Origin of the sequence: Bradyrhizobium sp. CCGB01 (genome assembly GCF_024199795.1) — a bacterium.
Taxonomy (GTDB): domain Bacteria; phylum Pseudomonadota; class Alphaproteobacteria; order Rhizobiales; family Xanthobacteraceae; genus Bradyrhizobium.
In genome coordinates, this window is sequence record NZ_JANADK010000001.1 from 4,707,243 (window position 1) to 4,727,385 (window position 20,143).

At 63.8% G+C, this 20,143-nt stretch carries 23 protein-coding genes; 8 read left to right on the forward strand and 15 right to left on the reverse strand.

What is annotated here, in order from left to right; genetic code table 11:
* Positions 1-612: a TetR/AcrR family transcriptional regulator gene (locus NLM25_RS21560; RefSeq protein WP_254138300.1), complete on the reverse strand. Its 612-nt coding sequence runs from the start codon at positions 610-612 to the stop codon at positions 1-3.
* Between the two features lie 104 nt (positions 613-716).
* Here NLM25_RS21560 and NLM25_RS21565 point away from each other — a divergent pair, with 104 nt between their 5' ends.
* Together NLM25_RS21565 and NLM25_RS21570 are read left to right on the forward strand one after the other, a co-directional pair.
* Positions 717-1,199 (forward strand): tautomerase family protein, encoded by a 483-nt coding sequence (locus NLM25_RS21565; protein WP_254138301.1) that lies wholly within the window; start codon positions 717-719, stop codon positions 1,197-1,199.
* A gap of 40 nt (positions 1,200-1,239) precedes the next feature.
* On the forward strand, positions 1,240-2,016 hold the full coding sequence (locus NLM25_RS21570; RefSeq protein ID WP_254138302.1) for a crotonase/enoyl-CoA hydratase family protein: 777 nt from the start codon (positions 1,240-1,242) through the stop codon (positions 2,014-2,016).
* Positions 2,017-2,025: 9 nt separating this feature from the next.
* On the opposite strand, the gene NLM25_RS21575 is transcribed toward NLM25_RS21570, so the two are convergent.
* Positions 2,026-2,463: a DUF1810 domain-containing protein gene (locus NLM25_RS21575; protein ID WP_254118852.1), complete on the reverse strand. Its 438-nt coding sequence runs from the start codon at positions 2,461-2,463 to the stop codon at positions 2,026-2,028.
* A 189-nt stretch (positions 2,464-2,652) separates the two neighbouring features.
* Between NLM25_RS21575 and NLM25_RS21580 the strand changes: the two genes are divergently transcribed.
* From NLM25_RS21580 to NLM25_RS21595, 4 genes are all read left to right on the forward strand, one after another.
* Positions 2,653-3,609 carry a DUF2778 domain-containing protein gene (locus tag NLM25_RS21580; protein WP_254141232.1) on the forward strand — a complete coding sequence of 319 codons (957 nt, stop codon included), beginning with the start codon at positions 2,653-2,655 and terminating at the stop codon, positions 3,607-3,609.
* Between the two features lie 80 nt (positions 3,610-3,689).
* Complete coding sequence (locus NLM25_RS21585) at positions 3,690-3,947, forward strand: hypothetical protein (protein ID WP_254118853.1); 258 nt, start codon at positions 3,690-3,692, stop codon at positions 3,945-3,947.
* A gap of 104 nt (positions 3,948-4,051) precedes the next feature.
* Entirely contained in the window at positions 4,052-4,555 is a 504-nt protein-coding gene (locus NLM25_RS21590) for an SMI1/KNR4 family protein (protein WP_254138303.1), read from the forward strand.
* A gap of 202 nt (positions 4,556-4,757) precedes the next feature.
* Complete coding sequence (locus tag NLM25_RS21595) at positions 4,758-5,849, forward strand: TRAP transporter substrate-binding protein (RefSeq protein ID WP_254118855.1); 1,092 nt, start codon at positions 4,758-4,760, stop codon at positions 5,847-5,849.
* A gap of 146 nt (positions 5,850-5,995) precedes the next feature.
* Here NLM25_RS21595 and NLM25_RS21600 read toward each other — a convergent pair whose 3' ends face one another.
* The 6 genes from NLM25_RS21600 to NLM25_RS21625 all read right to left on the reverse strand — a co-directional run bounded on the left by NLM25_RS21600 (position 5,996) and on the right by NLM25_RS21625 (position 11,191).
* Positions 5,996-6,778, reverse strand: a complete 783-nt coding sequence (locus tag NLM25_RS21600; protein ID WP_254138304.1) for an ABC transporter ATP-binding protein — start codon at positions 6,776-6,778, stop codon at positions 5,996-5,998.
* The gene (locus NLM25_RS21605) at positions 6,766-7,821 is read right to left on the reverse strand and encodes a dihydrodipicolinate synthase family protein (protein WP_254138305.1); all 1,056 of its coding nucleotides are present in this window, start codon (positions 7,819-7,821) and stop codon (positions 6,766-6,768) included. The genes NLM25_RS21600 and NLM25_RS21605 overlap by 13 nt, the downstream gene beginning before the upstream one ends.
* A gap of 6 nt (positions 7,822-7,827) precedes the next feature.
* Positions 7,828-8,649: a GNAT family N-acetyltransferase gene (locus NLM25_RS21610; protein ID WP_254138306.1), complete on the reverse strand. Its 822-nt coding sequence runs from the start codon at positions 8,647-8,649 to the stop codon at positions 7,828-7,830.
* The gene (locus tag NLM25_RS21615) at positions 8,636-9,673 is read right to left on the reverse strand and encodes an NAD(P)-dependent oxidoreductase (RefSeq protein WP_254138307.1); all 1,038 of its coding nucleotides are present in this window, start codon (positions 9,671-9,673) and stop codon (positions 8,636-8,638) included. Before NLM25_RS21615 ends, NLM25_RS21610 begins: the two co-directional genes overlap by 14 nt.
* A 16-nt stretch (positions 9,674-9,689) precedes the next feature.
* Positions 9,690-10,460 (reverse strand): ABC transporter permease, encoded by a 771-nt coding sequence (locus tag NLM25_RS21620; protein ID WP_254138308.1) that lies wholly within the window; start codon positions 10,458-10,460, stop codon positions 9,690-9,692.
* A gap of 83 nt (positions 10,461-10,543) precedes the next feature.
* Positions 10,544-11,191 (reverse strand): TetR/AcrR family transcriptional regulator, encoded by a 648-nt coding sequence (locus tag NLM25_RS21625; RefSeq protein WP_254138309.1) that lies wholly within the window; start codon positions 11,189-11,191, stop codon positions 10,544-10,546.
* Positions 11,192-11,291: 100 nt separating this feature from the next.
* Here NLM25_RS21625 and NLM25_RS21630 point away from each other — a divergent pair, with 100 nt between their 5' ends.
* Positions 11,292-12,308 carry an ABC transporter substrate-binding protein gene (locus NLM25_RS21630; RefSeq protein WP_254138310.1) on the forward strand — a complete coding sequence of 339 codons (1,017 nt, stop codon included), beginning with the start codon at positions 11,292-11,294 and terminating at the stop codon, positions 12,306-12,308.
* A 104-nt stretch (positions 12,309-12,412) separates the two neighbouring features.
* Here NLM25_RS21630 and NLM25_RS21635 read toward each other — a convergent pair whose 3' ends face one another.
* The 7 genes from NLM25_RS21635 to NLM25_RS21665 all read right to left on the reverse strand — a co-directional run bounded on the left by NLM25_RS21635 (position 12,413) and on the right by NLM25_RS21665 (position 19,577).
* On the reverse strand, positions 12,413-13,687 hold the full coding sequence (locus NLM25_RS21635; protein WP_254138311.1) for a DUF3300 domain-containing protein: 1,275 nt from the start codon (positions 13,685-13,687) through the stop codon (positions 12,413-12,415).
* A gap of 75 nt (positions 13,688-13,762) precedes the next feature.
* On the reverse strand, positions 13,763-14,296 hold the full coding sequence (locus tag NLM25_RS21640; protein WP_254138312.1) for a DUF502 domain-containing protein: 534 nt from the start codon (positions 14,294-14,296) through the stop codon (positions 13,763-13,765).
* Between the two features lie 147 nt (positions 14,297-14,443).
* Positions 14,444-15,217 carry a hypothetical protein gene (locus NLM25_RS21645; RefSeq protein ID WP_254138313.1) on the reverse strand — a complete coding sequence of 258 codons (774 nt, stop codon included), beginning with the start codon at positions 15,215-15,217 and terminating at the stop codon, positions 14,444-14,446.
* 243 nt (positions 15,218-15,460) lie between these two features.
* Positions 15,461-16,441 carry an HAD family phosphatase gene (locus tag NLM25_RS21650; protein WP_254141233.1) on the reverse strand — a complete coding sequence of 327 codons (981 nt, stop codon included), beginning with the start codon at positions 16,439-16,441 and terminating at the stop codon, positions 15,461-15,463.
* A 96-nt stretch (positions 16,442-16,537) separates the two neighbouring features.
* Positions 16,538-18,244 carry an arylsulfatase gene (locus NLM25_RS21655; protein ID WP_254138314.1) on the reverse strand — a complete coding sequence of 569 codons (1,707 nt, stop codon included), beginning with the start codon at positions 18,242-18,244 and terminating at the stop codon, positions 16,538-16,540.
* Entirely contained in the window at positions 18,241-19,188 is a 948-nt protein-coding gene (locus tag NLM25_RS21660; RefSeq protein WP_254141234.1) for a formylglycine-generating enzyme family protein, read from the reverse strand. The genes NLM25_RS21655 and NLM25_RS21660 overlap by 4 nt, the downstream gene beginning before the upstream one ends.
* 95 nt (positions 19,189-19,283) lie before the next feature.
* Positions 19,284-19,577, reverse strand: a complete 294-nt coding sequence (locus tag NLM25_RS21665; RefSeq protein ID WP_254138315.1) for a hypothetical protein — start codon at positions 19,575-19,577, stop codon at positions 19,284-19,286.
* Positions 19,578-19,798: 221 nt separating this feature from the next.
* Here NLM25_RS21665 and NLM25_RS21670 point away from each other — a divergent pair, with 221 nt between their 5' ends.
* Entirely contained in the window at positions 19,799-20,044 is a 246-nt protein-coding gene (locus NLM25_RS21670; protein ID WP_254118867.1) for a hypothetical protein, read from the forward strand.
* Positions 20,045-20,143: the final 99 nt, after the last annotated feature.

A 20,143-nucleotide genomic window follows, 5' to 3' on the forward strand; every position in this document is an offset into this window, starting at 1 on the left:
CTACCTGGTGGTGCGGGCGAGGGCGGTGGACAAGATCGTCTCCAGCTCCTCCTGAACCTGATCGAGCGCGGCTGCGCTGCGGCTCGCGCGGCACAGCGCGACCGTGCCTTCGATCGAGGCGACGACGAGTGTTGCAAGCCGCTCCGCCCGTTCGGCGGCGAGCCCTTCGCGCAGCAAGGCCGCGCGCATGATCTGCCGCCAATCGGCGAACACGCCGTCGGCGAGGTCGAGCAGATGCTGCTGCGCCGTCTCGTCGTCCTTGTCGGAGGCCTCGCCAACATAGCGGTCGACGGCGACGGCGAGCACCGGGCAGCCGGCCTCGAAGCCGGTCGCCTCCAGCCGGCGGCGCCATGATGCGACGAACGCGCTGAGGCCGCCGATCACGCCGCGTTCGTTCATGGCCTTCTCCAGGGGAATGGACACCTGCTTGCCGGCAAAGGTCACGGCTTCGGCGATCAATTGCCGCTTGCCCTCCGGGAAGTGATGACTGATCGAGCCGCGCGGGGTCGCCGTGTGACGGACGACGTCGCGCATGCTGGTGGCGTTGACACCGCCGCGGCTCATCAGGTCGGCGGCGCCGGCGATCATCTTGTCACGTGTGGTGGTGGTCATCGGAAGTCCCGCGATTAGCTGTCTCCATCTAGACTATGACGGTTGACATAGGCAAGCGAAGCTGAAATATGACGATTGTCATATTCGTGGAAAAGGACGTCACCTTGACCATCATCACCGTGACCGCGCCTGCCGGCCGGCTCAGCCTGGATCAGCGCCGCCGCCTCGCGGAAACCCTGACCGACGCCGTGCTCGAGCCCGAGGTCGGCCAGCATGCGCCGGCGGCGCGAATGGGCTTTCAGGTGCATTTCCACGACCTGCCGCCCGACTGCATGGCGATCGGCGGCCGGCTGTTGTCCGACCAGGACACGCCGCGCGATATCATCACCGTCAACATCGCGGTGATGAACGCGGCCTGGCCTGCCGGGGTGCGGGCCGAGGTGATCCGCAACGTGCTGGCGCGGCTTGCGGAGGCCTGCGGGATGCAGGCGCCGGCGCCGACCTGGTGGGTCAATTTCGAGATCATCGACGAGGGAAGCTGGGGATCGCGCGGCGGCGTGCTCTCGATCCTCCAGCTTCTGGACTCCGGTGTGTTCACGCCCGCGCGGATCGAGGCGATCCGCGCGGCGATTCAGCCGCCGGCCTGAGTTGCGGCCAACATCAAACGATCAATCGGGAGAGAAACGAATGAGCGAAGGTCAGATCCGCACCGAGGTGCACGGCCATGTCTTGAAGATCGTCATCGACAACGCCGCAAAGAAGAACGCGTTCACCCCGGTGATGATGGAGCAATTGTCCGATGCGCTGACCGAACTGCACGACAACGAGGCTTACCGCGTCGGCGTGATCTGCGCCGAGGGCAACGATTTCACCGCCGGGCTCGATATGCCGAAGTTCTTCGGGCCGACCGCCGAGAAGCGCAACATCAAGGAGGGCAATGTCGATCCGTTCGGGCTGACCAAGCGTTGCCGCAAGCCGGTTATCACCGCCGTGCAGGGCATCGTGTTCACGATCGGAATCGAGCTGATGCTGGCCGGCGACATCGTGGTGGCTGCCGCGGATTCGCGCTTCTGCCAGATGGAGTCCAAGCGTGGCATCGCGCCGCTGGGCGGTGCACATTTCCGCTTTCTCTCGCGCGCCGGCTGGGGCGATGCGATGTACCATTTGTTCCTGTGTGACGAGTTTTCAGCCGAGCGGGCCCACGCGATCGGCCTCGTGCAGGAGGTCGTGCCGCCGGGAGAGCAGGGCGAACGGGCGATGGCGCTCGCCGCGATCATCGCGCGCAATGCGCCGCTCGGCATCCAGGTGACGAAGGAAGCGGCTGCGAAATACATCGAAGGCGGTGAGGCGGCGGCGATCGCTTACATTCCGAAGATCCGCGACCGCGTGCTCGGCAGCGCCGATGCGAAGGAAGGCATTCAGTCCTTCATCGAGCGTCGCGCGGCCGTCTTCGAGGGGCGCTGATCCCAAGCGCTACGCCGGCCGATCGAGCTTCGACAGTATCTCCAGCGTGGCCCCGTCGCGCTCGCCGGCGAAATACCGGGCGAGCGCCTCGCCGAAAACGGGCTCGTCGGACACGGCGCCGAACAGCGTCATCGACGAACGGAATTTGGCGTCGTCGGGTGCGCCGAGGATCGCGTTGATGGTCCGCCCTTCGACCGCGAGCACGAGGCGGGTGCATTCGATCAGGCGCGAGCCGAGGACAGGATGGGCGAGGTAAGCCTCGGCCTCGGCGCGGGAGGCGATGGCGTAGCGCTGCGACATGGCGCTGAGGCCGAGGCCTTCGATTTGCGGGAAGACGAACCACATCCAGTGGCTTTGCTTGCGGCCGCGGGCCAGCTCCCCCTGGACGGCGCGAAAAACCGGGTCCTGGGCCCGGATAAAGCGCTCTAGATCGAAAGGATCGGTCATGGGATACCCTGGGCTGCCTTGCCGGCCGCGATTATGCCTAACTTTTAGCTCCCAATGTGGTAGCTGGTATAGAGTCTCCGGGCGGGGGTTGGGCCCCCCGGGGGTCGATTTGGGGATCTGATGGTTTCCGACCGCGCACGCGCCGAGAGGCTGTTGTCGCGCCGCCGTATTGGGCGAGCGGAGACGATACTGCTGTCTTTGGCCGCCGTCGCGCTGGCATTGGGGGCTGCTGCCTGGGTGGCGGACATGGGTGATTCGACCCCGCTGGTCACCGCCGCATTGCCGCCGGCCAACACCCCGTCCTTCGAAGACCGTTTCGCTTCGGCATCCAGCAACCCGCCCACCCGCGAACTCGGCCTGCGCACGATGGAGCGTTCGGCCGTGAGTGCCGTCCAGCTCAAGCTGCGCGACGCCAAGGCGATGCTGGCCCAGAAGCTCCAGGGCGACGAGTGGCGCTCGACCCTGACCGATGATGACCGGCACGTGGTGGACGAGACCAGGCCCGCCACCCAGCGCGCCGACGCCGTTCCGATGCCGCGCTCGCGCCCGACGCAGGCGGACCTCTCCGCCCAGATCGCGTCCAGCCAGGCCTATGCCGAGACCAATCCCAGGGTCGACAACCGCAACTTCTTCGAGAAGTTCACCGACAAGATCAAACTGGCCTCGCTGACGCCCGACAGCGGCCTGTTCACCGCCAAGGCGCCCGATCTTGCCGCGCTCGGCTACGATTCACGCACGGCGGTCTACGACATCAAGGCCAAGGCCCTATACCTGCCGAGCGGCGTCGCGCTGGAAGCCCATTCGGGCATGGGTGCGCTGATGGACGATCCGGATCATGTCGACCAGCGCATGGTCGGCGCGACCCCGCCCGCCACCTACGACCTGAAGCCGCGCGAAAAACTGTTCCACGGCATCCGCGCGCTGCGCCTGACGCCCACCGATGGCACCAGTGCGCTGGGCCGCGTCGGCCTTCTCACCCACAGCTACATGCTCGGACCGCGCGGCGATTCCAACGGCTGCGTCTCGATCAAGGATTATGATCGTTTCCTCAAGGCCTGGGACAATGGCGAGTTCAATCGCCTCGTCGTCGTGCCGAGCCTGAGCGGATCGGCGATTGCCGCGCAACGCGCGAGCACCGACTCCTGATACTCGATATCCGAGGTTTGCCTGCTGCGGCGGGGCTGCCGTTTTCCCTTCGTTAAGCCGTCATCGTCCAGAAGCAGCCCATGAGTGATCCCCAGAGTTCCGAGACCCCGCTGCGTACCACGTTCAAGATCAAGTTGAATGGCGACACGCTGGCGATTGCGACCGTCGGCCAAGCCTATCAATTCCTCACCAACTTCAAATCGGTCGAGTGGATGGAATTCCGCTCGCTGCATGAAGACGCGGTCGCGGCGCTCGAAGGCGCCGCCGACAACGGCATGCTTGCGGTGCAGGCGACCAACGCCGTGCGCGCGCTGTTCGTCAGTGCCAAGCTGCTTTGAGCAGTCCCGCGCTTCGTATCCCGTTCCCGATCCTCATTGCTCGAACCCGTCTCGATGTGGCCGCGACGAAGGCATGGCGCGCGTTCGCGTCGAGGAGAGGGCCTATGGACATCGCAAAATTCATCGCAGGCGTTGATCGCGCCGGCACGAAGCAACCGACTGAAGCCGCGCTCGAGGCGTTCGAGACATCCATCGGCTGCCGATTGCCGGATGACTATCGCCGGTTCGTGCTGGCCTGCGCCGGCGGCTATCATCAGGGCTCGGCCGAGTTCAACTGGCCGCAAGGGCACTGGGCCGGGGCAATGCAGGAGGTGCTGGGATTGCGGAGCGACGTCTGCGCGCTGGTCCAAACGCGCAAGACACCGCAATGGCCGACCGTCGATGAGCTCCTGTGGATCATGAGCGACCACGGTGGCAATCCGATCTGCATGACGATCGAGAAGGCGCACTTCGGCAAGATCTGGTTCATCGATCACGAGGTCGCCGAATACGAGAAGCCCTGGACGCTCGCTGAAGCGATGTCGGACCAATGGGGCTACGTCCTGCCGCTCGCGCCGACGTTCAGCGATTTCATGGCCGGACTCTACGAGGAAGCCGCGGCCGCGTGAGGCGGGGGCGTGCCCACGCTACGTCAATGTGAGCCGCAAGGCCCGCGCGAAGCGCGGCTCCATGACGGGTGCCGGTCACGCTTTTGGCAGGTCGTCCCTCCTTTATCATGGCTTGAACTGAGTGGCAGGAACGGGCAAACGGTCCGGGAAGACCGTGGCCCAGCCAACTATTTCAAGCCTTGATTTAGGGAGAGACCCCATCATGAAACGCCGTACATTCCTCAAGGGCGGTGCCGTCGCCGGTGCGACGACGCTAGTTGCCGCACCCGCGATCGCGCAGAGTGCGCCCGAGATCAAATGGCGCCTGACGTCGAGCTTCCCGAAGTCGCTCGACACCATCTACGGCACGGCGCAGACCTTTGCGAAATACGTCGCCGAGGCCACCGACAACAAATTCCAGATCCAGACCTTTGCGGCCGGCGAGCTCGTTCCCGGCCTCCAGGCGCTCGATGCCGTCAGCGTCGCCTCCGTCGAGATGGCGCAGACGCCGCTCTATTTCTACATCGGCAAGGAGCCGGCGCTGGCCTACGCCACCGGCGCGCCGTTCGGCATGAACCACCGCCACCAGGAATCCTGGTGGTATTTCGGCGGCGGCGCAGAGCTGACCAACGAGGCGCTGAAACCCTTCAAGACGCACGCCATCCTCTGCGGCAATTCCGGCACCCAGATGGGCGGCTGGTTCCGCAAGGAGATCAAGACCGTCGACGATCTCAAAGGCCTCAAATTCCGCATCGCCGGCATGGGCGGCCATGTGCTGGCCAGGCTCGGCATCGTGCCGCAGCAGCTCGCCGGCGGCGACGTCTATGCGGCGCTGGAGAAGGGCTCGATCGACGCCGCCGAATTCGTCGGTCCCTATGACGACGAGAAACTCGGCTTCCAGAAGGTCGCAAAGTACTACTACTTCCCGGGCTGGTGGGAAGGCGGCGCCATGCTGCACATGATCGTCAATGACGAGAAATGGGCTTCGCTGCCCAAGCAGTATCAGGCGATCGTCAACCAGGCCGCGTCCGCAGCCGGCGCCTGGATGCTCGAGAAATACGACAGCGTGAATCCGGCGGCGCTGAAGCGGTTGATCGCGAACGGCGCGGAGCTGAAGGCGTTCCCGCAGCCGGTGCTGGAGGCCTGCTACAACGCGACCCAGGAGCATCTGAACGAGCTCGCCGCCAAGAGCGACCTGTTCAAGCGGACCAAGGAGAGCCACGACGCCTATATGAAGGAGCTGCTGTTCTACACGCAGATCGCGGAAAACTTCTACGACAACTATCTGCTCAGCAAGATGCGCAACAAGAGCTGATCGTGAGGGGGCGCGGTGGTTACGCCGCGCCCAGCTCTCGTAGGGTGGGCAAAGGCGCACTTGCGCCGTGCCCACGTCCTTCCGCATTACTTGCAGTGGTGGGCACGCTTGCGCTTTGCCCACCCTACGAGGTCCGAGCAAGCGGCCTACGCCGCGCCCAAACCCAGCTTCGCATAGATCCGCCGCGCATAGGCGCCGAACGCGTCCGTCGTCTTCAGCGGAAGGTCGCGCGGGAAGGGCAGGTCGATCGGGAAATAGTCGGCCATCTTCGCAGGCCCCGCCGTCAGAACGGCGCAATGCGAGGACAGGAACACGGCCTCCTGGATCGAGTGCGTGACGAAGATGATGGTCTTGCCGCTCTCGCGCCAGATCCGTAGCATCTCCAGGTTCATCTGCTCGCGCGTCAGCGCGTCCAGCGCTCCGAACGGCTCGTCCATCAGGATCAGCTTTGGATCGTGAATGAAGGCGCGCGCGATCGCGGTGCGCTGCTGCATGCCGCCGGAGAGTTGCTGCGGATACTTTTGCTCGAAGCCGGCAAGGCCGACGAGGTTGAGCAGATCGCGCGCCCGCTCGCGCGCGGCCTTGATCGGCAGGCCCACGATCTCGGCCGGCAGCAGCACGTTGTCCAGGATGGTGCGCCACTTCAGCAGCAAGGCCTGCTGGAACACCATGCCGATATCGCGGCTCGGATCGAACGGACTTTTGGCGTTGCCGATTCTGACCGTGCCGCCGTCGGCGCCGTGCAGGCCGGCCAGAATCTTCATCACCGTGGTCTTGCCGCAGCCGGAGGGGCCGACCAGCGAGACCAGCTCACCTTCCTGCACGTCCATGGTGACGTCGGAGACCGCCAGGAATTCGGCGCCGCCGCTGCGATAGACCTTGCGGACGCCGCCGAGGCTGATGAAGGGCTCGGCGCTCATGCCAGCCATTTGTTCAGATTGGCGGTGACGAAGGCATCGTCGCTGAGGTCGGCGTGCTCGCGGCAGACGCGGTCGATCTCCTCTTTCTGCCCGGGGCTGAGCCCCTCGTTCGGATCGAGGCACCACAGGCCTTTCATCAGGCCCTGGCGTCGCAAGATCTCGTGGCAGCCGGCGATGCAGCCGTGAAAATTGTTGGCGACGTCGAAGAAGGCGCTGTTGCAATCGGTGACGCGGGCATCGAGCGCGAGCAGGTCGGCCGGCACGCTGTCCTTGTGTCGCGCCGCCTTGCAGCGTTCGAACTGTTTGATCGCGCTCGCAGTCCAGACCGACCAGTGGCCGAGCAGGCCGCCCTTGAAGTAGGTGCGGGTGGTGACGCCCTTGTCACGGAGGTCGAACGGCAGCATCAGGTCGAGCAGGATGTGGTCGTCATTGCCGGTGTAGAGCGCGACACGGTCGAGCGCGCCGGCGGCTGCAACACCACGCAGAACGTCGAGCGTCCGGTAGCGGTTGAACGGCGCGATCTTGATCGCGATGACGTTGTCGATCGAGGCAAAGCGCTGCCAGAACCGGCTCGACAGGATGACGCCGCCGACGGCCGGCTGGAGGTAGAAGCCAACCAGCGGGATCTCGGCGGCGACCGCCGTGCAGTGCGCGATGATCTCGTCCTCTGAGGCGCTTTTCATCGCGGCGAGGCTGAGCAGGCCGGCGTGATAGCCGATATCGCGCGCAGTGCGGGCTTCCGCGGTCGCCTGCTGGGTCGGGCCGGCAAGGCCCGCGACCATCGCCAGAGGACGTTTGGTCCAGCTCGCGGCGGTCTCGGCGGCAAGCTCGAGCACGGGGCGGTAGAGGCCGACGTCGCGGATCGCGAATTGTGTGGTGTGGACGCCGACCGCAAGGCCGCCCGAGCCAGCGTCGATATAATAGCGCGTCAGGGCGCGCTGGTACTGTTTGTCGAGCTGGCGCTCGGCGGTGAGCGCGAGGGGGTGCGCCGGCAGCACGGTGCCCTCAGCGATCAGCTTGCGGATGTCGGCGTTGATCTGGCTGTGGTGCATGATGTCCTATCCGAATTCAGGGCCGGCGACGGCGAATGGCATTTCCTCAGCCGTGGCGGTGGCGGGGCCGAACCGCATGCGCTGGAACGGCCGCTCGATGGTCCAGCCCGATGCGGTCAATCCTTCCAGGAATGCGCCCTGCGAGGCGACGGCGTCGAGCAGGAGCGGGCCGCCTTGCGATTGCGCGATCGCATTGGCGAGGGTCAGCGCGGCGGCAGCGTGATCGGCAAACAACGGGCCGATATGGCGCGCGGTCCGGCCGTCGCGCACCAGCGCGATGGCACCGTTGGCAGAAAGGATGCGCGAGCCCGAGCGCTGCGCAAAGGCGGTGAGGAGGGCGGTCCGGTCGAGACCGGTGGCGCGGCGGTCCCGCGCGCGAAGCGCCTCGAGCGTCGCGGATGACGGCGCCGGCGTGGCCGCTCGCGCGGATTGCACCAGCCTGAGCCGGCGCAATTGCAGTGTCGGCGTGAATCCGAGCGGCCCGTAGACGGCGGCGCCGTCGGGCGTCGCGTCGAGCCAGCTCGTCAGACCGTTCTTGCGCGCCGTTTCCAGGCAGGCATCGACGAGGCGCGTGGCAAGGCCGCGGCGGCGATGGGTGCCTGATACCAGCACCATGCTGATCCAGGCGTTGTTGCCGGAGTAGGGCAGCAAGGCGGCCGTGGCGACCAGTCGCGCGCCGTCACGGATGCCGAACACGATTCCGTCGTGCAGGAAGATACGCCAGTCCTCCTCGGTCTGGTTCCAGTGCGCTTCCGTCGACAGCGCCAGCCCGGGGATCGCGTCCTCGACGCTGAGCTTGATGACGGGCGGGCCGTCAATAGCGTCCATCGCGCACCTCGTATTTGGTGGGCTTGCCGAGGCTCGGCATGGAACGGGAGACCCAGTCCGCAGTCCAGGCGATCAGCTGCTCGGTGTCGACGACCGGCAGGCCGAACAGCTCGACTGCCCTGGAGGTGTCGGTCAGCCACGCCGTCGGCTCTTCCTTGCCGGTCAGCACCGGCGCGCGGCCGAAGCGGGCGCCGAATTTTGCGGCGAGATCGCGCACCGCCAAAATCTCGTGGCCGCTGACATTGATCGGCGAGGTCGGCGCCGTGCAATGCGCCAGGCAGCGCAGTGCCTGCGCGGAGGCATCACCCTGCCAGATGAAATTGACATGGCCGAGGCTGACGTCGATGGGCGCGCCCGTAAGCACCTTGGTGGCGATGTCGTGCAGCACGCCGTAGCGCATGTCGATCGCGTAGTTGAGACGGAACAGGCGACCAGGCGTTTCGAACCTGCGCGAAAAATATTCGAACATGCGCTCGCGGCCGACACAGGACTGGGCGTATTCGCCGGGCGGGTTCGGCGCCATGTCCTCGGTCGCGCCTTTGCCGTCGACGGGGACGAACGGATAGATGCAGCCGGTCGAGAACGCGACGATACGGGACGAGGGGAAGGCCTGCGCGACCAGCGCCGGCACATGCGCGTTCATCGCCCAGGTCAGCGACAGGTCGCCCTCGGCGCCGAACTTGCGGCCGGCCATGAAGATGATGTTCGGCGCTTTCGGCAGCGACTGAATTGCCTTCTCGTCCATCAGGTCGCAATTGATGGTCTCGACGCCGCGGGCGTGCAGCCAGTCCTTGACGCCGGGTTCGCTGAAGCGGGCGACGCCGATGACGCGGCGATCGGGCGCGGCGGCCTTCGCCAGCCCCGCCAGCGTCGGGCCCATCTTGCCGGCAACACCCAAAATCATGATGTCGCCCTCGACCCTGGCGAGGTCGTCGATCAGCGCCTGGGTCGGCCGGCACAAGAGATCGTCGAGCGCAGCGATGTCCGGAATGGTCTTCGGCAGCGTCTGGCGGGTGAGCAGCATGGTTCGGTCCTTGTCGTTAAGCCTGCCTGGCGTCGCCGACCACGAACATGCGTTCGAGGGCGAGGACCAGGCCGTAGAGGGCGACGCCGAGCAGGGTCAGCAGCACGACGGCCATCACCATCGCGGGCGTGTCGAGCGACGACTGCACCTGGATCATGAGGTAGCCGAGCCCGCGCTCGGAGGCGATGAACTCGCCGACGATGGCGCCGGCGACCGCGAGGATGGCGCCGACCTTCATGCCGGAGAACACGTAAGGCAGCGATCCCGGCAGCTGGATCTTGCGGAACAGCGTCCAGCGCGAGCCGCGCAGCGATTTGACGAGGTCGAGCAGATCCGGCTCGACCTCGCGCAGGCCCCGCGCGGTGGTGAGCAGGATCGGGAAGAAGCAGATGCTGAAGGCGATCAGGATGTTCGGGATGATGCCGTAGGAGAACCAGACGATGAAGAGCGGCCCGAGCGCGACTTTCGGGATCATGTTCATCGTCACGAACAGCGGCAGCAGCACGAGGCTGAGCAGCGGCGCCCAGCTGAAGATCACGGCAAGCGCGACGCCGACGAACGCGCCGAGCGCGAAGCCGCCGAGGATCTCGATGGCGGTGACCAGCGTGTTGGCGCCCCAGGCGTAGCTCGCGGTTCCCAGCGTCTGCACCGTCGCGAGCGGGGAGGGCAGGATGAATTTCGGCACGTGGAAGGCATCGACCGCGACCTGCCAGAGCACGAGCACGGCGAGGTGCACGATCAGGATGATCGCAAAGCTGCGCGAGGCGCGTGCGCCGTCTCCCGTCACCGGTTGCTCCCTGTTGCCGCGGCGATTGTGCCGCAGGTCGTAAGCCTAACCGTCCCCGCGGGAAGTTTCAACCAGTTGGTTGATTAGGGCCGGAGCGAATGCAGTACGAGATCGGCGACATGCCGGCGGCGGGCGCGCTTTGCCGCCCGGCTCGACAGGTCCTTGCCGAAGATCGCCGACAGCGTCGGGGTGTTGGACAGGTAGAAATAGCTGAGGCCTGCGATGGAGATATAGAGCTGGATCGGGTCGATCCCCTTGCGGAACATTCCGGCGCGGACGCCCTCGTGGAGGATGTGGGAGACGCTCTTCACCAGCGGCGAATGCATCGCCTCCAGCCGCGTCGAGCCGCGGACGTGGCGGGCACCGCCGCGGTTCTCGTCGTTCAGCAGCACGATGAAATCGGGGTTCGTCGCGAGATAATCGAACGAGGCCTCGATCAGCTTCCGGATCGCCTTTTCGGGCGGCAGGCCTTCGAGATTGAGCTGACGTTCCTGCTCGCGGATATCGGCGTAAACCCATTCGAGGACGGCCAGATAGAGCGCGTCCTTGTCGCCGAAATAGTGATAGACGAGCTGCTTGTTGACGCCTGCGCGCTCGGCGATCTCGTCGACGCGGGCGCCCGCAAAGCCGTGTTTGGCGAACTCCAGGCGCGCCGCGGTGAGCAGCTTCTTGCGGGTGGCGACGGGGTCGCGCCGCTGCGGCACGGTGTCGCCTGAACGTTTTGCGGGCATTTCCAACCAGACAGTTGACAAGTCGAGGGCGGGCTTGTTGCATTGGTATCCTCACATGGGGAGAGCGACAAGCCGGGTCGCGGCAATGAGGAGAGATGCGATGAAGCGTTTGCAGGCGGCGGGCTCGGCTCTGGCTTTGGCCCTGGTGCTTGGTGTGCCGGCGGCGCCGGCGGGCGCGGGCGAGGCGGTCAACCTGATCCTGAACTGGACGCCGACGGCCGACCATTCGCCGTTCTATTTCGCCAAGGCGCAAGGCTGGTACGAGAAATCAGGCATCGACCTGACCATCGAGGTCGGCAAGGGCTCCGGCGTTTCCGCCGCCAAGGTCGGCTCCGGCGGCTCGCCGTTCGGCATTGCCGATCTCGCCACCATGCTGGTGGCCAAGAGCAAGGGCGCCGACGACGTCGCGCTGATGAGCATCTACGCCAACACCGGCCAGACCTTCTACTGGCTGAAGAGCTACGGCGTGAACGGCGTGAAGGACTTTGCCAGCCACAAGATCGGCAATCCGCCCGGCGATGCCTCGCGCGTGATGTGGCCGGCTTTTGCGAAGGCCGCCGGGCTCGCGCCTGATGCCGTCAGCTTCGTCAATATCGGGCCGACCGCGAAGATCGCGGCGCTGAAGAGCCACACCGTCGACATCATCAGCGACTTCTACAACGAGCACGATCTGAAGGTGATCGAGTTCGGGCAGGACCTCGGCTACGTCAACTGGAAGGACATCGGGCTCAATCCGTACGGCAATTCCCTGATCGTGAACGCCGCCTATCTGCAGAAGAACCCGAAGCTGGTCGAGGAGTTCGTGCGCATCTCGCAGAGGGCCTTTGCGGCCTGCGTCGCCGACGCCGCGCCGTGCCTGAAGGCGCTGCTCGACCAGGTCTCCGGTCTGGACAAGGAGAACCAGGAGCGCCAGTGGGAGCGCATCAAATATCTCATGACCGACGAGTTCACGACGACCAAGGGTCTCGGCTGGATCGATGGCGAGCGGATGAAGAAGGACTACGAGCTGGTCCAGACCTATCTCGGCATGGAGAAGCCGTTCGACGTCAGCACGGCGTTCACCACCAAGATGCTGGATCCAGCCATCAAGATGGATGCGAGCAAGGTGAAGAAGTAGGGCACCCGATGCCCGGATGGAGCGCAGCGAAATCCGGGATGGTGCAGGGAGAGGGGCCCCGGATTGCGCTACGCTCTATCGATGAGTGTGCTCGTCCGATCAAATCAGCGCCGCCGGCCACCGCCGTGGAAGCCGCCGCCTCCGCGGAAGCCGCCGCCCCCCCGGTGGAAGCCGCCACCGCCCGCCCGCATGCCGCCGCCAGCCCGGATCGCAGCCGGCCGTCCGCCACCGCCGACACGCCCGCTGACGCGCGATCGGGTGACGCTTCTGTGCGAGATGGCTGCACGATTGCCGGCACCGGTTCGCGCGCGGGTGACCTGCCTCGAACTGGTCCGGTGGGACACGCTGGCACCACGATTGCCGGTGCGCTGGGTGACCGCGCTCCTGGCCCGGCCGGCGCCTGCGCCCGAGATCCTGGCCCCCGCGGCACCGGTGCGGTTGCGCAACGCCTCCCGCGCGGCCGGCGTGTTGCCGCTGTGGAAGCGGCCTGCGACACCGGCGTCGCGATAGGCGACACCGCCGCGATGGGCAGGATTGTGGGCCCAGGCGTTGTTGACGATGTTGGTGCGGTTGAAGCTGTTGTAGCGGTTGACGTTGACGTAGACGTTGCGGTTCCACCAATTGCAGCCGCCCCAGATCGCCGCCCCGACGGCGACGCCTGCGGCAAAGCCGATTACGCCCGAGGCGACGTAGCCCGGCGGGTACCAGTAGAACGGCTGGTAGTCCGGGTAATCCCACGCGCCATAGACGGCACCGGGATCGTAGACCGGAACATAGTACGTGTCGGGATCGACGGGCTCGATCGAGATCGCCTGCTGCATCCCTGCCGGCGCGGACACACCGGCCGGTGGAGCGCTCCTGGTGACCTTCTGCTGCGGTGTGGATTTCAGATTGCCGGCGGCCTCCGCGCGCTGGCGCAGCCTCTGCACGGCGTCCATCATGTCCTGCTCCTGCGCGAGGAACGCGTCACCCAGCTGCTGGGTCCATTCGAGCTTCTCGCTCATCATCTTGAGCACCTGCGGAACGGATGTCAGGGCCTTGACGCTGGGATCCCAGGATTGCTTCTGCATGGCGTCTTCGAGCGCCTTGCCGGTGACACCCTTGTTGGTCTCGATCCAGCGCGCCGCCTCGACCACCTCAAGCGGATAGGTGGAGGCCATCATGATCTGCGACAGCAGCGCATCCGGATAGAGCGCGATCGGAGCGACCAGCTGCTCGATCTGCCCTTGCGGCAATTTGCTGGCAGCCGAAGCGGGCGCCGCGGCCTGGTCAGCCACCGGTTTCTGGTCCGCCGGCGCCTGCGCGAATGCTGCGGTCGCGACCATCGCAGCAACGCATGCCGCAGCACAGAGAATAGTTGCAGTGAAACGCTTTCGCATTGCAGGTCCTCTTCTTCTTGCTTGCCGAATTCTGCTCAAACTCTTCCGCAGTGAGCATGCCGAAAACCGGCCGAGCTAGGCCGGCAAAGTCGCGAGTTTGTCCAAATCGACTCCCCGAAGCGCCGCTGCCGAGCCAAGCCCGATGTTCTTCACGATCGCTCGCGCCTCGAGCATGGAGATGTCGAGTGGCTTGATGCGGTCGTTGCGATAGAAGCGTATGCTGCCGACGAGCGGTGTCGGTGCCTGCGGAACGAAGACCGCCACCCAGTCGTCTTCGAGCGCCTCAAGCAGATACCCGATCTGCCATCCACCGCCGGTATCCACGAGCACCGGCTTGAAGTCATCGCTGACGCCCTCGGCTCTGGTCAGGCCCTGCGCCATGCTCTTCACCATCTGATACTGCGGAATGCCGCCGAGAAATGATTGCTCGACCCACGCGCTGATACGAGCGCCGATCTTGGTCCGCGCGACGAAGCCGGCGACGAACGAAACCAGGATGAGGAGAACGAACGCGAGCACCGTGACGATCCCGACCCCTGCGATCTTTCCCATTTCGTCGAAATGCAATGCGTGCGAGATCGGGGCGGCAGCTTTCAACGCAATCCGCATCGCGTGACCGAGAATGACAAGGACGAGGGCAACAGGCAGCAGAAACAGCGCTCCGCCGATGATTGTCGTCTTTAAGAAAGCCGCCATCGCACTTGTCCCTAATGTCGACGAGGGGCGATATTGCCGAAACGAGCTACCACGTGACGTTCAGCCGAAACTGGCCTTTGAATTGTAGACGGGATAGTCCTTGATGATGGGAACGCCGACCTCGAGTGAAGCGGCGAGGTGGTCGGAGACCTTCTTTCCGACCCGGACGTCCAGCGGCAGGAACAGGCGGCCGGTTTGCCCTGTGATCGGGTCGCCGAAATTGATGCGAATGTCCTGACTCGGATAGAACGTGACGAACCAGCGATCCGGAAGGCCGATGTTCAGGGCAGGGCCAAATTGCAGATTGCTGATGTTCCTCCTGGTCGGGTCGCCGGCCACGCTGACGTCGTAGCGAAAGATCGGCTCGAAATAGCTCGACTTGCTGATCTCCGGCAGTGCGACGCGGAAACCCATGATCGGCATCACCCGCCACTTTCCCGAGCCCAGGGGATCGGCGCCGGTAGGTGTGATCAGGCGCGTGCCGAAGCCGACCGCCCAGCGGGTATCGATGTCGTGAATGATTGCAGCCTGGATATCGGCATCACCAACGCCGTACAGGTAATCGCCGTTGGGATTGCTCGCGTTGATCGTGTTCCTGGCCAGCAAGGGAAGATCCGTCCGCGTCACGATGGTCAAGGTCGGAGACAGATAGAAGGCGTGATCGTAGCGAAGATTGAGCGTCTGGGTCGTGACATCGCGCGTGGTCCCGGGTGCCGTCCGATATTCATATTGGAACTGAAACAGGTTCGGCGGCGGCCGGAAGAAATCGAGACCGTTGTTGTCGGGTGCTGTAGACGCCGCGGTCTGCGAGAAGGCCTCTGTGGCGCATAGCATTGTGATGAGCACCCCGATCGATGACAAAGGCCCCATTCGACGGGTGCGCAATTTGCTGAGTTCATGGCTCCGATACGACATGGCACCTGATGCTCCGCCACCGGCCAGCCGCATTTGATCGCATTTTGCATCAAGGCGCATATGCTGTTTGTGCCAGGGAGCCTTCGATCGAGAAAAAATCGAGTAGGACGTCTCGCCAACTGGACCGGCCGGCGATCGTGACAAACGCTAGACGTTCGTTGGCTATTGGAAGTTGAAGACATGCTTCCAATCCTCCTTCATGCTGACCACGATCCAGCCATTGGAGGCCGCCGCATCGAGTGCTTTGTCGAGTTTTCCGAATGGAGACTTGCGGTCGTAGGCGTATTCGCGCTCCGAATCTGTGTGATGCACGATCAACCCAAGGCGCCGACGCGGAGTCGCGGTTGCCCATTGCAGCATCTGGAAGTCGCCATCGGAGTTGCCGAAGGCCGCGATCGGCCTGCGGCCGATGTGTGAATTGATGCCAACCGGTTTGCCGGGCCCATCGTCTATGAGATCGATGGCCGGCAGGCGGATCAGGACCGGCCCGTCCTTGCCGACCTTGAACGCGGTCTTGATGCTCGATCCGATGACCTGTTCGGGTGGAATATCGTAAATGCGTTCGCTCCAGGGACGCATGAACTCGATGCCGCCCCCCGAGACGATGAAGGTCTTGAAGCCATTGGCCCGGAGATAGGCGAGCAACTCCAGCATCGGTTGGTAGACGAGATCCGTATACGGTCGATTGAATTTCGGATGACGCGCGCTTGCGATCCAGTCGCTGGCGATCTTTTCGAACTCTGCCGTAGTCATGCCGGCATGAGTTGCCATAACGAGCTCGACCAGGCCTTTCTCGCCCGCCTTGGCGAGGGAAGCGAGATCGTTCTCGAGCACGGCCTGGAAGGGCTGTTTGTGCCTCCATTCCGGATGCTTGCGGGCCAGAGCTTTCACCCGAGCGAGCGCAAACGCGAGCTGGACGTACATCGGCTGCTCGCACCAGAGCGTACCGTCGTTGTCGAACGTCGCGATGCGCTCGGAAGGGGGAACGAAATCCGGCGCGCCCTCGTGCGTCACTGCAGAGACGAAATCCAGTATGGACTTCTTCGACTTGCCTTCATTCCACGATGGGAGGGGATCTGCCTGCGCCAGCGCACGCCCAGCCATAGGTGTCGCGGCGGCCGACAGCAGCAAACCCGCCAACATCGAACGCCGATCGACGTAGATTGTGTTCATGAGGTTCATTCTTGTACGAAGGTTGGAACGGCCCCGATAGCTTCAGAGCCGCTCCGTTCATTTGGTCTAGTTGCCGTTGGGCAATCCGATCTGGAAGCCATTCTTGGCGAGCTCATCCCTGAAGAACGAGAAGCGCTCGTATTGTTGAATTGTGATCGGCCCCGCATAGGTCTCGCTCTGAATCTTCCGTGGAGGATACTTCACGTAGGTCTGCATCAGTTCTTTGATCGCGGCGTTGATCGTGACCAGGGACCAGGTGTGCTCCGTGTAGTTGTTCATGAAGATGTCGTAGCGCTCCTGCGGGTCCTGCCAGAGGTCGAAGACCTGGGGTACGGTCGCGACATAGGACTCGGGCCCCTTCCAGCCGAGATTGCTGTCCACCGCGAGGCCGCCTGTCTTGGCGCCGTTGTCGCCGCGAAGATTGAACACCGCCTTGTAGTTGCCGACACGGGCGGCGCCCGGCGTGAGCTCGGACTCGGTGAAGTAGAACCAGTTCTTGCGCTCCGGCTTGCCCGTCCCGAACAGGATCGGCGACATGTCGATGCTGTCGAAGATGATGGGCTTGCCCTCGCGGTCGTTCTCTGGAAGCTTGGCGCCCCCGAGCTTGGCGAATGTCGCCATGTAGTCGAGACCGCCAACCACGTCGGAATTCTTCGTGCCGGCCTTGATCCCCGGCCCCCAGGCGATGGACGGGACGCGGTTGCCGCCCTCGCGAACGGTGCCCTTGGTGCCACGGAACGGCGTGTAGCCGGCGTCGGGATAGACGTCCTGCCAGGCGCCGTTGTCGGTCGTCCAGAACACATAGGTGTTCTTGTCGAGCCCGAGCGACCTCACCTTGTCCATGATACGGCCGATGCGTGTGTCATTCTCCACGACCGAGTCGGCATACTTGCTCTTCGACATCGACTTGCCCTGGAACTCGGGCGCCGGCATGTTGGGCTGGTGCACCTTCATGAAGTTGATGCTCATGAAGAAGGGGCCCGAGGACTTGTTGCGATCGAGATAATCGAGCGAAGCCTTTTCGACATAGTCGTCGAAGAAGGGGATGCCGACCACGCCCTTGTCCGGCGTGTTGACGTATTGACCGTTGATCTTGAAATCTTCCTTCGCTTTCTCGCCTGCGTTTCCGGACAACGAGCCCTTGGTGACCTTCGTGAACATCGCTCTCAATTCGGGGTCCATGTCGGGAAACCACGTCGGGTCGGCGTAGGTGTAGGCGTTGAGATGATAGAGCCCGCAATACTTCATCTCGTCGTAGCCCTGCGCGTTCGGGATCGCGTAGTCGTCCTCGCCGAGATGCCATTTTCCGGTGAAGAACGTCTTGTAGCCGCCGGTTTTAAGGACCGAGGCGAGCGTCCACTCCGCGGCAGGAAGGCCGCCCCCCTGTCCCTGGAACGCCACAGTGGTCATGCCGCTGCGGTTCGGAATGCGGCCGGTCTGCACCGCAGCGCGTCCGGGCGTACAACTGGGTTGCGCGTAGAAGGACATGAATTGCATTCCTTCGGCAGCCAGACGATCGATGCTCGGCGTCGGCATGCCACGGTTTTCTCCGCCGCCATAGGGCCCGGAGTCGCCGTAACCGAAGTCGTCCGACAGGATCAGGATGATGTTCGGCTTGTCTCCGCCGGCAATCGCCCGCGGAGGCAGTTGGGTCTGCGCTTGCGCGGTTTCGACGGGCGCCATGGCCGAGAAAGCGGCAATGGTGGCGAGCGAACTGGAGGCCGCAAGCAGTTTGCGGCGGCTGAAGTCTTCCGTCGTCTTCTTCTCAGTCATGACTTTCTCCCTGGACGTGTGACGCAGCGAAACCCGAGGTGGCTGGTGGACGTGTCGATCGGCTCGGCGTGGCGCGCAGCCGGTCGATAGCGCCGGCAATAGTTCGGCGCGCAGAGGTGCGAACCGCCCTTGATCACCTTGCGCGGGATCCGGCTGAGCGGCAGCGACGGATCGTGGCTGTCATGTTCGGAGCCGCCGCGTGGGTTCTCGGGAATGCAACATGACTTCTTTGCGTCGGCCTGGTGCTTCGGAGCCCACCAGTCGCTGGTCCATTCCCAGACATTGCCGATCATGTCGTAAACGCCATGACCATTGGGCGGATAGGTCATCACAGGCGAGGTACGCTCAAAGCCATCCTCGCGCCGGTTCTCGAACGGGAAGTGACCTTGCCAAATGTTGGCCTGATGGACGCCGCCGGGAACCAGCTCGTCACCCCAGGCATACTCCGCCTCATCGAGGCCACCGCGAGCGGCAAATTCCCACTCGGCTTCCGTTGGCAAGTCTTTGCCGGCCCATTGGGCATAAGCGAGCGCGTCGGCATAGGCGATGTGAACGACGGGGTGATCGTCCAGCGATTTTATCTTGCTGTTCGGACCATAGGGATGGCGCCAGTTCGCCCCCTTGAGCAGCGTCCACCATTGGCTGTAGTCGCGAAGATCGATAGGGTGATCGGGCGGTGTGAAGGTGAGCGACCCCGCGTAGATCATGTGCGGCAAGGCATCCGGATAGTCTTTTGGGTCCGGAGCGACTTCTGCGAACGTCACATGGCCGGTGGCTCGCACGAATTCCTTGAACTGCCGGTTCGTCACCGGCGTGCGATCCATCCAGAACCCGTCGACGCTGACCATGTGCGATGGCGCTTCTTCGGGATAATGCTGATCTGATCCCATGCGGAATGTGCCGCCCGGAATGAAGATGCTGTCTGAGGGGAGCGCGTCATCCATGTGCTCGACCAGTCTGCGGGCGTTACTCACGAGTTCCGTCTCCAATTATTCTGACGGCTCCATCCGTCGTGCTCCAAAGGGATCTGGTTCCGCATTCACGAACGATTCAAATGCGATAGGATTTCACGCTCCAGCTCGATCAGCAGATTGGTGTAGTCTTCGACGTTTCTCGCTGCTGTGGGATCTCCCTGGTTCGCGGCTTGTTGCCAGTGATGTTGTGCCTTTGCTGCCTCCTCGTAGTCGGCGCAGATCGCCCTGAAGGACGCATCGCGCGCGAAGCGGCGACGAATGTCGAGTTCGCGTTGGGGGAAGTGGTCGATGATGGTGCGAATTCCCTCCATGCCATTTCGCCGCACGTTGATTGCGAAGACACGTGATATCGCGGCCAAGACCGCATCGACATATGACAGCGGTATTGTCGCTTCGGGACATCGAAGATGATTTCCTTGGACGCGTCCCTCACGCCTGGCGCATCATCTCACGGCATCGGATATCGGTAAGGTGCGAACATGTTCGTACCTCCCGTGACACTCTGATTGCCGAGTAGCCTTGACCCAGGTCGAGGGTCAGCCCCGATCGCTATCTGCGTTTCGAATAGGGAGGTCGAACAATGCCGAAGAAGATGAGATCGCTTGGCATCCTGGCGTTTCTTGTACCAGTGCTGGGAACGGCAATGCCGGCAGAATCGGCGCCGAAGAAAGATCTCGATTCAATTCGAGCCGAATGTTTCAGGCAGGCGAACGAGGCTGCGAACGCGGCGTCACTGAATATGTCGAGCGGTGCGACTGCTGCGCGGAATTCCGCCGGCTACTCTGCCTATCGTGATTGCGCGCGAAAGAACGGCATCAGGCCCTGAAGTGATCGCGCTCGTTGTCAGAGAGGACCGTCGCACGGCGGTCCTCTCTTGTGTACATTGCGGGCGACGAGACGTCGGAGGCCTGGCGTTTTGTACTGC